The following is a 14,615-nucleotide window of genomic DNA, read 5'->3' as shown; positions in this document are numbered from 1 at the left end:
CGGCTCACAATCCTGCAATAAAGGTGCCATATGAAGCTCTGCTTTTGGCACTTTTCCGGCGAACACAAGGCCTTAAACGCGCCACTCTTAAGCAGCGTTAAGGCGTAATCTTCAGGCACGTTATAAAATCGTCCATAATTTGAACATTTATAAAATATCCTTTAACTATTTCTCTAAGTGTATATTTCAGGTGCAAAGAAAAGTTCCATTTCAATAACTTCCAGATAGCGTTCATGATGCTAAAGCCATATGTCGGTTCAGCAGCGCTTTGTACAAGTTAAAATCCTGCATTAATTCCAATTTATGGTTTTATTAACCAGTTTACGCGACAACAAATATTTTTTACGCTGCGCACCGGGCAAAAAGTTGTTGAACCCGCCAAAACGGGGCGGCACCCTTCTTTTGTGACTGTCAGGAGAGTACATTGTGCTGGTTGGATTTCTGTGGCAGCCAAAAGGATTCTGCCCATTAAGGCGGTAACAATGACTTTTCAAATTGATAAATCCGGAAAACTCGATAACGTCTGCTATGACATCCGTGGCCCGGTACTGAAAGAGGCTAAGCGCCTCGAAGAAGAAGGTAACAAAGTTCTGAAGCTGAACATTGGCAACCCGGCGCCGTTTGGTTTTGAAGCACCGGATGAGATACTGGTCGATGTTATTCGTAACCTTCCCAGCTCTCAGGGCTATTGTGACTCCAAGGGGCTCTATTCCGCCCGTAAAGCGATCATGCAGCACTACCAGGCGCGCGACATGCGCGATGTCACCGTAGAAGATATCTACATTGGCAACGGTGTTTCAGAACTCATCGTGCAGGCGATGCAGGCGTTACTGAACAGCGGCGACGAAATGCTGGTGCCGGCCCCCGACTATCCGTTATGGACGGCTGCGGTTTCCCTCTCCAGCGGTAAAGCAGTGCACTATCTCTGTGACGAATCAGCAGGCTGGTTCCCTGACCTCGATGATATCCGCAGCAAGATAACGCCTCGTACCCGCGGCATCGTGATTATCAACCCGAATAACCCCACTGGCGCGGTCTACAGCAAAGAGCTGCTGTTAGAGGTGGTTGAAATTGCGCGTCAGCATAACCTGATTATTTTCGCCGATGAGATCTACGACAAGATCCTCTATGACGATGCACAGCATCACTGCATCGCAGCGCTGGCACCCGATCTGCTGACTGTTACCTTTAATGGCCTTTCTAAAACCTATCGCGTTGCCGGTTTCCGTCAGGGCTGGATGGTACTGAACGGGCCAAAGAAACATGCTAAAGGCTATATAGAAGGACTGGAGATGCTCGCCTCGATGCGCCTGTGTGCCAACGTACCGGCGCAGCATGCGATTCAGACGGCGCTGGGCGGCTACCAGAGCATTAGCGAATTTATCATGCCGGGTGGTCGTCTCTACGAGCAGCGGCAGCGCGCCTGGGAGTTGATTAATGATATCCCAGGCGTCAGCTGTGTGAAGCCGCAGGGCGCGCTTTATATGTTCCCGAAAATCGATGCCAAAAAATTCAACATTTTCGACGATCAGAAGATGGTGCTGGATTTTCTGTTACAGGAGAAGGTGCTACTGGTTCAGGGCAGTGCCTTTAACTGGCCATGGCCCGATCACCTGCGCATTGTTACGCTGCCTCGTGTGGATGATCTTGAGATGGCGATCAATAAATTTGGCCGCTTCCTGCAAGGCTATCGTCAATAATCAGGCCCGCGTATACTGACGCTATTTGGGGAGAGCCAGAGCCTGTCTCTCCCCCGCCAGCCAACAGGAACGCTCATGACACAAAGCCACTTCTTTGCTCATCTCTCCCGTCTTAAGCTGATCAATCGCTGGCCGCTGATGCGCAATGTGCGCACCGAAAATGTCTCCGAACACAGTCTGCAGGTCGCCATGGTGGCGCATGCCCTGGCCGTGATCAAAAACCTTAAATTCAACGGGTCGCTTAATGCCGATCACATTGCCATGCTGGCGCTTTACCACGATGCCAGTGAAGTGCTCACAGGCGATTTACCGACTCCGGTAAAATATTACAACGCGCAGATCGCCCACGAATATAAGAAAATCGAGAAGATTGCTCAGCAGAAGCTGATTGAGATGCTGCCTGAAGAGTTTCAGGCGATCTATCGCCCGCTGATCGATGAGCATCTGCACAGCGAAGAGGAGCAGGCTGTTGTGAAACAGGCGGATGCGCTCTGTGCATATGTAAAATGTCTTGAGGAGTTGTCTGCCGGGAACAACGAATTTTTACTGGCCAAAGCGCGGCTGGAAAAGACCCTGGCACTTCGGCGTTCACCGGAGATGGATTACTTCGTTGAGGTGTTTATTCCGAGCTTCAGCCTGTCACTGGATGAAATCTCGCAGGATACGCCACTCTAAGCCCGGCGGTCTGGCCGCCGGGCCAGCCCTTAAGCCTGCTGACGGAAGGTAAAGCTGCCGTCAGACTCGCGGGTTATCACCAGTGACGCCAGTGAGTCGAGCTGAAGCGCTACCTCATCCAGCCGGGGTGTCTCCGCCGGCGCATTGATGGCAATCACCGCACAGCCAGCATTCAGGCCGGATAAGATTCCGGCAGGTGCATCTTCTGCAACCACGCACGATGTCGCCGCTAATCCCAGCTTCTCCGCGCCAAGCAGGTAGGGATCGGGTTCCGGTTTGCCCTTAGCCACCTGTTCAGCGGTAATAAACACGGCAGGCTTCGGTAAGCCTGCGGCTTTATGACGTGCATGTGCGACCGGCACTGAACCGGAAGTGACAATCGCCCAGGGAATCTGCAGTTCGTTCAGCCGGTTCAGCAACGCGTTGGCCCCTGGCAGCGCCTGCACACCGTCGGTGTCCGCCGCTTCAGCCTGCTCCAGCGCAACAAACTCCGCCTGAATAGCCTCTTCCGACTGGCCTGCCATGAAATGACGCAGAGAGGTGATCGCCTGTTTGCCATGAATGAAATCCAGAATCTCATCAGCCGCGATGCCATGACGGGCACCCCACTGGCTCCAGGCTCGTTCAACCGCTGGCAGTGAATCCACCAGCGTGCCGTCTAAATCAAATAGAAAACCTCTGTAGGTCACGCGCTACTCCTCATCAGGCATTAATCACTTGCGCAATTTCGTTTGCACTTAAATGGTACTGGCGCGGACAAGTCTGCCACAAAGCTAACATCCGTTGATACTTTTCCCACATCGGGGTCTGCGCATTAAAACCATGGGTGCCGGAATCGAAGTGGGTATAACGCCCTTCTGTATTGACCATAAAACGGACATAACCCAGCAGGCGCGCTTCCGTTGCCGCATCGAAGCCCAGAAAGGCCAGACGGCGCTCTTCAAGCTCACCTTTCTCTTTAAGGTTCGACCAGGAGACGTGGAGAGCGTGATGCATTTCCATAATATCGATCACCGTCCGGCAGATCGCTTCGCTGAGTTCGCCAAACTCTTTGTCCAGCTCCCGCATCTGCAGCGCATAACCGCGTTCGATGATGGTCTGGTAACGACGAAAACGCTCCGCATTTTCCGGCTCAAGCATGGCCATCATTTTGTACTGATTAGTGAGAATCAAACGCTGTGCATGGGTCATTTCCATCATTTACTCCCGGTCAGAGACCGCTCAGTTAATCGACAATGGAGAAATCATTGCACAGCGTTAGCGACACGGAAATCGCCGTATCACCATTCTTTGATTTGGCCGCAGGTTAGCGGTAAATATTTTACCGCCAGCCTGGGATGGGTCAGAGATCGTCGAGGAAAGTGCGGTCGAGTTGTTTGAACGCCCGCTTTAGCAGATCGGCCAGCGCCTGATAGGTCGGCTTGCCTTCTACTGGCGCTGTCGCCTGCCCCGCTTCTTCCAGCCGGGCACGAACTTCATGAAACCAGTTAAGCAGCGTCGGCGGCAGCGGCGTCACAGAACGCTTTCCCAGCCACCATAATCCCTGCATCGGCAGGGTACAGGCAAACAGCGCGGTCGCCACGGCCGGGCCTAACTGACCGCCCATCGCGATCTGCCAGGTCAGCGTAAAAATCGCCAAAGGGGGCATAAAGCGAATAGCAAAACGCGTTGCCGATGAAACACGGTTTTCCGGGAACATAGGTGCCAGGCGCTTATCAGCCGGCCAGGTCTTCATATAGTGTTGGCCGCGCTGAAACATCCGAAACCAATTGGTACTGCCAGATTCATTCGCCATGGCTCACCTCAACTAATACTGTAAAAATTAAAAAATAGTTATAACTACACAACTTTACGTGACATCCTTCAATTATTTTTGTCTTTAAAGGTGACTCCAGCTATTCTGACGCCGTTTTACCCCCTTTCCGGAAGCGGATTGCGCTTTTGGGAAGAGGCCTGAGCCAGGTTCAGACGAGGCAATCTTCAAATTTTCGCGTAAGATTGCCGAAATTTTTTGCGGAAATGCAGAATTCTGTCTACCGCATGATGTTTGTCATTAATCTACCAGCTTTCATGGGCTACGCTGTTAGTCTGATTGCGTTTTATTTAGCCACTCTCAAAAAATAGGTACTTCCATGTCGAGTAAGTTAGTTCTGGTTCTGAACTGTGGCAGCTCTTCCCTTAAGTTTGCCATCCTCAACCCTGCCAGCGGTGAAGAATTCCTGTCTGGCCTGGCGGAATGTTTCCACCTTCCTGAAGCCCGCATCAAATGGAAGCTGGAAGGCGAAAAACAGGAAGCGCCTCTGGGTGCTGGCGCAGCGCATAGTGAAGCGCTGAACTTTATCGTTAAAACCATTCTGGCACAAAAACCTGAGCTTTCGGCACAAATTGCTGCAATCGGCCATCGTATCGTTCATGGCGGCGAGAAGCTGACTCAGTCAGTCATCATCACTGAAGAAGTGGTACAGGGCATCAAAGACGCCTCTTCTTTTGCACCGCTGCACAATCCGGCTCATCTGATCGGTATTGATGAAGCGATGAAAAACTTCCCGCACCTGTCAGATAAGAATGTCGCGGTATTTGACACCGCTTTCCATCAGACAATGCCGGAAGAGTCTTATCTCTATGCGCTGCCGTACAAATTGTATAAAGAGCATGGCGTTCGTCGCTATGGCGCGCATGGTACCAGCCACTTCTATGTGACCCATGAAGCGGCCAAAATGCTCAACAAGCCGCTTGAGTCACTGAATATTATTACCTGCCACCTCGGTAACGGCGGTTCTGTCTCTGCCATTCGCAACGGCGAGTGTGTGGACACCTCAATGGGCCTGACCCCACTGGAAGGCCTGGTGATGGGTACCCGCAGTGGCGACATCGACCCGGCAATTATCTTCTTCCTGCACGATACGCTGGGTATGAGCGTCGATGCCATCAATAAACTGCTGACCAAAGAGTCTGGCCTGTTAGGTCTGACCGAAGTCACCAGCGACTGCCGCTACGTGGAAGATAACTACACCACCAAAGAAGATGCGAAGCGCGCAATGGATGTCTTCTGTCATCGCCTGGCGAAATATATCGGCAGCTACACTGCGCTGATGGATGGCCGCCTTGATGCCGTGGTATTTACTGGCGGCATCGGTGAAAACGCCGCGATGGTTCGTGAACTCTCACTGAAAAAACTGGCACTGCTGGGCTTTGACGTCGATCACGATCGCAACCTGGCGGCCCGTTTCGGCAAGTCTGGTTACATCAATAAAGAAGGCACCCGCCCGGCGCTGGTGATCCCGACCAACGAAGAGCTGGTCATCGCCCAGGACGCCGCGCGTCTGACTGCGTAAACACTTCTCTCCGTCAGCTCAGGCTGACGGAGTTGTTTTTGACACCCTGCCATTACTGAGAGGTTCAAACGTGTCACGTACAATTATGCTCATTCCGACCGGCACCAGCGTCGGCCTGACCAGCGTCAGCCTCGGCGTTATCCGCGCCATGGAGCGCAAAGGCGTTCGGCTCAGCGTCTTTAAGCCGATTGCTCAGCCGCGTACCGGCGGCGATACGCCGGATCAAACCACCACTATTATCCGTAAGAACTCTTCGATTCCTGCCGCTGAACCGCTGCAGATGTCACGTGTTGAATCACTGCTGGGATCGAACCAGCAGGATGTGCTGATGGAAGAGATCATCTCCCGTTACCATGCCAACACGCAGAATGCGGAAGTGGTACTGGTTGAAGGTCTGGTCCCTACCCGTAAGCATCAGTTCGCCAACGCGCTGAACTATGAAATCGCGAAAACCCTGAATGCGGAAATCGTCTTCGTGATGGCGCTGGGCAATGACTCTCCGGCCCAGCTGAAAGAGCGCATTGAACTGACGCAGAGCAGCTTCGGCGGTCAGAAGAATAAAAATATCACTGGCGTGATCATCAATAAACTCAACGCGCCGGTCGATGATCAGGGGCGTACCCGCCCTGACCTGTCAGAAATTTTTGATGACTCGTCAAAAGCCAGCATCGCCAATATCGATCCTAAGCAGCTGTTCTCAGACAGCCCGCTGCCGGTGCTGGGCTGCGTGCCATGGAGCTTTGATCTGATCGCCACCCGCGCAATCGATATGTGCCGCCACCTGGATGCGCGCATCATCAACGAAGGTGAGATTCAGACCCGCCGGGTTAAATCGGTCACCTTCTGCGCCCGTAGTATCCCGCACATGCTGGAGCATTTCCGTCCAGGCTCACTGCTGGTGACTTCCGCAGACCGCCCGGATGTACTGGTCGCCGCCTGTCTGGCCGCCATGAACGGCATTGAGATTGGCGCTATCCTGCTGACCGGTAACTACGAGATTGACGATCGTATCGCGCGCCTCTGTGACCGTGCCTTCCAGACCGGCCTGCCGGTGTTCATGGTGAAAACCAATACCTGGCAGACTTCTCTGAGCCTGCAGAGCTTTAATCTTGAAGTGCCCGCTGACGACACGCAGCGCATCGAGAAAGTGCAGGAATATGTTGCCAGCTACATTAATGCTGACTGGATTGAGTCACTGACCGCCACGTCAGAGCGCAGCCGTCGCCTGTCGCCACCGGCCTTCCGCTATCAGCTGACTGAGCTGGCGCGCAAAGCGGGCAAACGCGTCGTGCTGCCAGAGGGTGACGAGCCGCGTACGGTTAAAGCGGCCGCTATCTGTGCTGAACGCGGTATCGCCACCTGCGTACTGTTAGGCAACCCGGATGAGATTCAGCGTGTTGCTGCGGCTCAGGGTGTCGAACTGGGCAAAGGGGTTGAGATTGTTGATCCGGAACAGGTGCGTGAAAACTACGTGCCGCGTCTGGTTGAGCTGCGTAAGAGCAAAGGGATGACCGAAGTGGTCGCCCAGGAACAACTGGAAGATAACGTGGTGCTGGGCACCATGATGCTGGAAAGTGGCGAAGTGGATGGCCTGGTTTCAGGTGCGGTTCACACCACCGCCAACACCATTCGTCCGCCTCTGCAGCTGATCAAAACTGCGCCTAACAGCTCACTGGTTTCATCGGTGTTCTTTATGCTGCTGCCGGAGCAGGTGCTGGTTTACGGAGACTGCGCGATTAACCCGGATCCCACCGCTGAGCAGCTGGCTGAGATCGCAATTCAGTCAGCCGACTCTGCTAAAGCCTTTGGTATCGATCCACGTGTTGCGATGATCTCCTACTCTACCGGCACGTCAGGTGCAGGCAGCGACGTTGAAAAAGTGCGTGAAGCAACGCGTATCGCGCAGGAAAAACGTCCTGATCTGGTCATTGATGGTCCGCTGCAGTATGACGCCGCGATTATGGAAGATGTGGCGAAGTCGAAAGCGCCAGATTCACAGGTTGCCGGTCGCGCCACCGTCTTTATCTTCCCGGATCTGAACACCGGTAACACCACGTATAAAGCGGTACAGCGTTCAGCCGATCTGATCTCAATCGGGCCGATGCTGCAGGGTATGCGTAAGCCGGTTAACGACCTGTCGCGCGGTGCGCTGGTTGATGACATCGTCTATACCATCGCCTTAACCGCTATTCAGTCTCAGCAGGCTGAACAAGGCTAAGCGTCAGGTAAGAACGCAAAAGGCATGCCCCAGGGCATGCCTTTTTTTCGCCGGTAACAGAGCCGGAGGCTTTAATGCGGATCGCTGAGACGCGTTAAAGCGCCCGTTTTCAGGCCCGGTTATCGCCGTTGCGGCTCATCCACAGAGAGAGCGCTTTAAGCGAATCGTCAGTGAACTCATCACAACGTGCGGTGATCTCATCGGGCGTCATCCAGATAATCTCATCGACTTCCGATTCCTGCATGGCGAATGGCCCATGTGACACACAACTGAACAGTCCGCCCCAGACGCGACAGTGCTGATCTTCGAAGTAGAATTTGCCATGCTCAGCAAACGGCACCGCGGCAATCCCTAACTCCTCTTCCGCTTCACGTCGCGCAGACTCCAGCATATCTTCACCGCTCTGCACCACGCCGCCTGCGGTTGCGTCCAGTTTGCCCGGCATAAAATCTTTTATCTCAGTGCGACGCTGCACCAGAATCTTGCCCATACCGTCATGAACCACAATATAGGTAGCGCGGTGACGCAGGCACTCAGCGCGCATCTGCGCACGTGTTGCCTGAGCAACAACTTCATTCTCTTCGTTTACGATATCGACCCACTCGATGCCGTCACCCGCAGTTTGATCCACCATCCGTAACCCTTTCCTGTTTGGCGTACACTTGGGTACGCAGTTTGCCACGTCTTTATTTTTATGTGGCGTAAGGTAATCACTTCCGGCAGCCTGAGCAAGCCCTGGCTGTTACCGATTTTTACCACTTTCTGCTAACCACAGCTGTACTGAGGCTCGCTGCCACTGAAACTCAGCATAATCCCGCAGACGCGCGGGCAAAGGATCGCCATGCAATACCAGCCGGTTAAGCATCACCGCCAGATCGGTATCCGCAATTGACCACTCGCCAAACAGGTTCTGTTGCCCGTCCGGCAGCAGGCGATCGACGGCCATAACCAGTTTATCCACAGCCTGCTGCGCTGATGCGGTCAGCGGCGCAAAGCGCTCACCGGCAAACAGCACTTCTGTGGGACGCTCCTGACGTATCCACAGGAAGTCACTGCGCAGCCAGGCCTGGATCTCTCTGGCGCGGGCACGCTTCTCGCGGTCGCGGGGATAGAGGCGCTCAAACTCGGGCGCCGGAAAGCGCTCTTCAAGATATTCGGTAATCGCCGAGGATTCGCTTAACAGGAACGCATCAATCTGCAGGGTCGGGACCCGGCAGGTCAGCGACAGCTCGCGGTAAGCCGCGGCGTATTGCTGATTCTGCGACAAATCGACGCGCTTCAGCTGGAAAGGGATCCCTTTTTCGGTAAGAGCAACATAGGCCGACATGGCGTAAGGACTGAAAAATGATGAATCTGACCACAGGGTGATGGACGGATAATTCATCGGTTACCTCAATTGGCTGTCAGGGTTGCATCATGTTTACCGATTTTTATTTGGGAAGGCAACGCTGAGCTGATCCGATCTCTGCCTCCGGAATAAGAAAGCGCGACGCGACTCACGATAGAGTGGCTCGACTCTTCTATGCTGAAAGATGCAAATAACAAAAACATCAAGGGAGCCGCAACATGCACATTCTTATTACCGGTGGCACGGGACTGATTGGCCGTCACCTGATTCCGCGCCTGCAACAGCTGGGGCATCAGATTAGTGTGGTGACGCGGGACGTGGTCAGCGCGCGTGAAAAACTGGGCGAAGAGGTCGCGCTCTGGTCAGGGCTGGCGCAACAGTCGAACCTGGATACGATCGATGCGGTCATTAATCTGGCGGGAGAACCTATTGCCGACAAACGCTGGACGGAGCCGCATAAACAGCAGCTGTGTGAAAGCCGCTGGCAGATAACCGAGCAGATTGTCTCACTGATCAACGCCAGCGCCACGCCACCGTCCGTGTTGATCTCAGGTTCGGCAACCGGCTTTTATGGCAACACCGGCGATCTGGTGCTGACTGAAGAGGATCAGGGTCAGGATGAGTTTACTCATCAGCTCTGCGCCCGCTGGGAGCAACTGGCGCTCGCGGCTGAAAGCGAACGCACCCGCGTCTGCCTGCTGCGAACCGGCGTGGTGCTGGCGTCTGAGGGCGGCGCACTCAGCAAAATGAAGCTGCCCTTTAAACTCGGCATCGGCGGGCCGATTGGCAGTGGTAAACAGTACATGCCGTGGATTCACATTGATGACATGCTAAACGCCATTATCTGGCTGCTGGAGCATGACGATCTGCGGGGTCCGTTCAATATGGTCGCTCCCTACGCGGTGCGTAACGAGCAGTTTGCCGCCACCCTGGGCCGGGTTATGCATCGTCCGGCCTTTATGCGCACGCCTGCCAGCGCCATTAAACTGATGATGGGCGAATCGTCGGTGCTGGTGCTGGGAGGACAGCATGTGCTGCCAAAACGGCTGGAAGCCTCAGGCTTTGGCTTCCGCTGGTACGATTTGCAGGAAGCGTTGCAGGATGTCGCAGGATAAACATACGGCGGCCCTGGGCCGCCGTATGTTTCGTTAGTTACGCTGCTCTGCTACACGCGACTTCACTACCTTCTCTTCACGCGTATGCCCCGGTTGTGGCACACGAATAATAAAGGTCAGCACGCCAGCGAACACGTATAGCCCGGTATAGGCCCATACCACACCGACAATGTCGAAGAACGGCAGCATGACTGAGGCGATAGCCGGTGCCACAAAGTTACTGAGTCCTGCGGAGAGGTTGTAAATAGAGACCGCAGCGCCTTTGTGATGCGGTTCCAGCGTGGGAAATACAGCGGTCATCGGTACAAACGCGGCGACAAAAATGCCCAGCATTACCGCAGGGATTAATGCGACCCAGAAGTTATGACCCGCATACAGCGGCAGATAATAAAAGGTCAGGCTGGAGATGGCCATCCCCAGGCAACCAAACCAGCGCACCTGACGGATCCAGCCCAGCTTCTCTCCCGTGAGGCCCCAGAAGATATTCGTAAATATAGTGACAAAGAAGAACACCGCCCAGATTTGTAGCCATTCAGAGATGGTAAAGCCGAGACGATCGACAAACAGCAGTGGCATGATAATGGCGAAACCAAACAGCGACAGCGTGTTGATGATGCGAATCAGGCAGGCATAAAACACATTCTGATTGGTGAACAGGATGGTCACGGCACGCGCCATCTCTGTCATCTTGTCACGCATCGGCAAATTCACACGAGAGCGATCCACCGGTACCTTGCGCAGGCTGAAGTATGCGAGGATCCCACCACATGCCACCCAGATAATAGCCAGCCACAGCGTCCCCGTTTCCCCCAGCATCGGAATGGTGAGACTTGGCAGATAGCTGCCAATCACCCCGATGCCGACAGAATACATCGCCCAGAACCAGCCGGTCGCCGCCGCCAGTTTTTCGCGCGGTAAGACCTGCACCAGCATCATCATGAAAGAGTAGATAAACAGCGGATAAGCCAGCCCGCGAATGCCGTAGAACAGCACCATCAGCGGATAGTTGCGCAGGCCAAGCCCCAGCGACATAAACAGCGTATGCATCACGATCCATAACACAAAGCCAATCATCATCGCGCGCTGCGGTGTGATCAACTCGGCTACCACGCCAGATGCCCAGGCCGCCAGGGCTGCCGCTAAGCCATAGAAGGTGAATACGACTGCAGACTGCGCGGGCGTAAAGCCCATATCGGTGATATGGCGCGACAGAAACGCCATTTCAAAGCCATCACCCGCCATAAAGATTGCGATAGCGAGGAAACCCCAGAACATCTTTTTCGGTAAGCCAAACCAGTATTCGTTCGATTGCATCACAATTACCTTCTGTCTGGTTAGTCGTTATGCAGGCAGCAAACTGCGCACCTGTTGTTGCTGGACGTAGAGTTCCCGGAACAGACATAGCCGCTTTTGCAGCACGGCACCGCGCGTCTCGTCCGGTTGGTAGCGCGCCTGCACAGCCGGCTTCAGACACACCTCATGCTCAAGGCCGCCATCAGCCAGCCACGCTAAACGTGCCGCACCCAGCGCGCCAGATGCGCTGGCGGGATGGGTAACAATGGGCAGTTGCAGCACATCGGCAATCAATTGAGCCCACAATGTGCTACGTGCGCCACCACCGGTCAGGCTGCACTGCTGAATGTGATGCCTGGCATCGCCGAGCACACTCAACCCATCAGCCAGCCCAAATGCCACGCCTTCAACCACCGCATAGCCCAGCAAGGCGCGCGGGGTTTCATGGTGCAGATTGAAGAAAGAACCGGATGCGTCAGGATCGTTATGTGGTGTGCGTTCACCAGACAGATAGGGCAGGAAAACCGGGGCGCTACGCACTTGCTCATCACTGAGCTGGACCATCTCCTCCATCAGCTGGCTTTCACTGACCGACAGCAGATTGCACAACCAGCGCAGACAACTGGCGGCGCTAAGCATCACACTCATCTGGTGCCAGCGGCCCGGTAACGCATGGCAAAAGGCGTGCACCCCGCAGTGAGGGTCAGCCCGTAAGCGGTCGTTTACGACAAAAATCACACCGGAGGTACCCAATGAGATAAACGCATCACCGGGATTCACCGCCCCCACACCGATTGCCGATGCGGCATTGTCACCGCCGCCTCCCGCGACAGTAACCGCAGTAGATAAACCCCACTCGCTCGCCAGCGTCGGCTGCAGGCGTCCACTTATGGCACTGCCTTCTACCAGTTCAGGCATTTGGGCACGCTTCAGTCCGGTGATGGCCAGCAGTTCTTCCGACCAGTCACGCCGGGAGACATCGAGCCACAGCGTTCCGGCAGCATCCGAAGGCTCACTGACAAAGCGCCCGGTAAGACGCCAGCGCAGGTAATCTTTCGGCAGCAGGACCTTATCGATGCCGCTGAAAATTTCTGGCTCATTTTCCGCGACCCAGTGCAGTTTCGGCAAAGTGAAGCCGGGCATAATCATATTGCCGCTAATTTCCATTATCCGGGCATTGCTCTTCCGTAGCCTTTCACACTGCGGTGCACTGCGCGTGTCGTTCCAGAGGATACACGGACGCAGCACCTTCCCCCCGGCATCCAGCAACACGGCCCCGTGCATCTGTCCCGATAATCCAATAGCGCGAATCGCGGCCCATGCCAGAGGAAACTGATGACGTAATCCCGCCAGAACCTCGCTGCAGGCTTGCCACCAGCATTCAGGATCCTGTTCAGCCCAGTGGGGATGGGGACGCTGCACACTTAGCGTGGCGTGCTGAGCCGCCACAATCTCACCGTGCGTATTAATGATCAGCGCTTTAAGCTCTGAGGTACCAATATCAATGCCGAGATACATAATTACACCGCCGCCAGTTCAGGCTGTTTCAGCCACTGCTGCAAACTCGCAACACGGCGGGTGACTAACTCATGAAACGCCTTATCAGATGCCAGTTCCGCAAACAGCGCGCTATCACTCAGGTACGCATGGAGCGGATCGGCGCTGGCGAACTGCTTACGTAGCGTATCGACCTGTAGCGCACCGTCCTGATAGCAATAGGGTAAATTGTCCTCGGCCCATCGCTGCATAAACAGGAAGAACAGTGCCGGAATCACCGCCGTTGCGGTGGGCTGCGCACCGCGCTGGTAGCACTGTTGCAGGGTTGGCGTCACCATGCCGGGAATTTTGGATAAACCATCGGCACCGACGCGCTGATTGGTATCTTTAATGTAAGGATTACTGAAGCGGGCCAGCACCACGTCACGATAATCCGCTAAATCAAGCGGGCTGGGAGACAGAGAAGGAATGACATCCTGGGTCACATAGTCGTGAGCCAGTTGATAAATCGCCGGATGGCTGGTGCTCTCATCGATATAGTTCAGACCAATCAGTGTGCCCGCCCAGGCAATCGCAGCATGTGTCGCATTGAGGATGCGAATTTTCGCCTCTTCCCACGGCAGTACCGATTCCACCAGTTCAACACCGACCTTTTCCAGCGCCGGGCGCCCGGCAATAAAATCATCCTCAATGACCCACTGAATAAAAGATTCGGCCATTACTGCTGTGCCATCCTGTTTGCCGGTCGCCGCCTGCACGCGTTCTGCCACCTCCGGAGTAGGACGGGGTGTAATGCGATCAACCATGGTATTCGGTGAACGGGTTTGCGTGCGCACCCAGTCGGCCAGCGCGGTATCGCCTTTGGCCGTAAGAAACGTCAGGAAGGCGTCACGGAAACGCTCACCATTGTGCCGCAGATTGTCGCAGTTCAGCAGCGTAACCGGCGGACCGCCTTGCGCAACACGCTGTGTCAGAATATGGCTGAGTGCACCGTAAAGGGTGCGGATATCGCCACCCAGATCGGCCTTCACATCTGCCTGATTGAGATCCAGGGTAAACGCGGGCGTCAGGTAGTAACCCGCTTCGGTCACGGTAAAGCTAATCACACGCGTTTCCGCACTGGCCCCCTGCTCGATCAACGCACTGATATCACTGTCCCAGGGCAAAATTTTGCGCAGCGAAGTGATGGTTTCGTAGTCGCGCTTACCTGCAGGAGTCACGGTTTCCAGCACATATTCTCCCTGCTGCGCCGCGAGCTGATTGAGCAGCGGCACTGCGTCATTACGGATATTGCCGAGCGCGATGCTCCAGCTTTCATCACCCTGCTCACGCAGTTTATGCAGATACCACGCCTGATGTGCACGATGAAAAGATCCCGCGCCGATGTGCATCCACACTGATTGGTTGTTCATAATCGCCTCATTTAAACATTTG

The 14,615-nt window shown here is 54.6% G+C and carries 13 protein-coding genes; 5 read left to right on the top strand and 8 right to left on the bottom strand.

From position 1 onward, the window contains the following. Window positions 1-482: 482 nt before the first annotated feature. A complete protein-coding gene (locus tag ACVKSX_RS19000) occupies window positions 483-1,700 on the top strand; it encodes a pyridoxal phosphate-dependent aminotransferase (RefSeq protein ID WP_010258051.1) in 1,218 nt (405 codons plus the stop codon). A 75-nt stretch (window positions 1,701-1,775) separates the two neighbouring features. Further along, on the top strand, window positions 1,776-2,375 hold the full coding sequence (yfbR, locus tag ACVKSX_RS18995; RefSeq protein ID WP_010258048.1) for a 5'-deoxynucleotidase: 600 nt from the start codon (window positions 1,776-1,778) through the stop codon (window positions 2,373-2,375). 29 nt (window positions 2,376-2,404) lie between these two features. Here the strand turns inward: yfbR and ACVKSX_RS18990 are convergent, their stop codons facing one another. From ACVKSX_RS18990 to yfbV, 3 genes are all read right to left on the bottom strand, one after another. Then, window positions 2,405-3,064 carry a sugar phosphatase gene (locus ACVKSX_RS18990; protein ID WP_010258046.1) on the bottom strand — a complete coding sequence of 220 codons (660 nt, stop codon included), beginning with the start codon at window positions 3,062-3,064 and terminating at the stop codon, window positions 2,405-2,407. 13 nt (window positions 3,065-3,077) lie between these two features. Next, window positions 3,078-3,572 carry a YfbU family protein gene (locus ACVKSX_RS18985; RefSeq protein WP_010671451.1) on the bottom strand — a complete coding sequence of 165 codons (495 nt, stop codon included), beginning with the start codon at window positions 3,570-3,572 and terminating at the stop codon, window positions 3,078-3,080. Between the two features lie 145 nt (window positions 3,573-3,717). Next, window positions 3,718-4,170, bottom strand: a complete 453-nt coding sequence (gene yfbV / locus ACVKSX_RS18980; RefSeq protein ID WP_010258042.1) for a terminus macrodomain insulation protein YfbV — start codon at window positions 4,168-4,170, stop codon at window positions 3,718-3,720. Window positions 4,171-4,507: 337 nt separating this feature from the next. On the opposite strand from yfbV, the gene ackA reads away from it, so the two are divergent. Continuing rightward, on the top strand, window positions 4,508-5,710 hold the full coding sequence (gene ackA, locus ACVKSX_RS18975) for an acetate kinase (protein WP_010258040.1): 1,203 nt from the start codon (window positions 4,508-4,510) through the stop codon (window positions 5,708-5,710). Between the two features lie 85 nt (window positions 5,711-5,795). Beyond that, the gene (gene pta / locus ACVKSX_RS18970) at window positions 5,796-7,928 is read left to right on the top strand and encodes a phosphate acetyltransferase (protein WP_031292718.1); all 2,133 of its coding nucleotides are present in this window, start codon (window positions 5,796-5,798) and stop codon (window positions 7,926-7,928) included. 109 nt (window positions 7,929-8,037) lie between these two features. On the opposite strand, the gene yfcD is transcribed toward pta, so the two are convergent. Together yfcD and yfcF are read right to left on the bottom strand one after the other, a co-directional pair. Next, window positions 8,038-8,562: an NUDIX hydrolase YfcD gene (yfcD, locus tag ACVKSX_RS18965; RefSeq protein WP_010258035.1), complete on the bottom strand. Its 525-nt coding sequence runs from the start codon at window positions 8,560-8,562 to the stop codon at window positions 8,038-8,040. A 108-nt stretch (window positions 8,563-8,670) separates the two neighbouring features. Beyond that, on the bottom strand, window positions 8,671-9,312 hold the full coding sequence (yfcF, locus tag ACVKSX_RS18960) for a glutathione transferase (protein ID WP_010258032.1): 642 nt from the start codon (window positions 9,310-9,312) through the stop codon (window positions 8,671-8,673). A 182-nt stretch (window positions 9,313-9,494) separates the two neighbouring features. On the opposite strand from yfcF, the gene ACVKSX_RS18955 reads away from it, so the two are divergent. After that, the gene (locus ACVKSX_RS18955) at window positions 9,495-10,391 is read left to right on the top strand and encodes a TIGR01777 family oxidoreductase (RefSeq protein ID WP_010258028.1); all 897 of its coding nucleotides are present in this window, start codon (window positions 9,495-9,497) and stop codon (window positions 10,389-10,391) included. 33 nt (window positions 10,392-10,424) lie between these two features. Here ACVKSX_RS18955 and ACVKSX_RS18950 read toward each other — a convergent pair whose 3' ends face one another. The 3 genes from ACVKSX_RS18950 to dalD are packed head-to-tail and all read right to left on the bottom strand — an operon-like array spanning window position 10,425 to window position 14,593. Then, complete coding sequence (locus ACVKSX_RS18950; protein WP_010258025.1) at window positions 10,425-11,705, bottom strand: MFS transporter; 1,281 nt, start codon at window positions 11,703-11,705, stop codon at window positions 10,425-10,427. A 27-nt stretch (window positions 11,706-11,732) separates the two neighbouring features. After that, window positions 11,733-13,202 carry a xylulokinase gene (gene xylB / locus ACVKSX_RS18945; RefSeq protein WP_354438138.1) on the bottom strand — a complete coding sequence of 490 codons (1,470 nt, stop codon included), beginning with the start codon at window positions 13,200-13,202 and terminating at the stop codon, window positions 11,733-11,735. A 2-nt stretch (window positions 13,203-13,204) separates the two neighbouring features. Further along, complete coding sequence (gene dalD / locus ACVKSX_RS18940) at window positions 13,205-14,593, bottom strand: D-arabinitol 4-dehydrogenase (protein ID WP_354438137.1); 1,389 nt, start codon at window positions 14,591-14,593, stop codon at window positions 13,205-13,207. Window positions 14,594-14,615 lie beyond the last annotated feature (22 nt).

Source organism: Pantoea sp. PvP021 (assembly GCF_054056055.1).
Note: the sequence above shows the minus strand (reverse complement) of the source record. Positions and strands in the feature narration are given on the sequence as shown.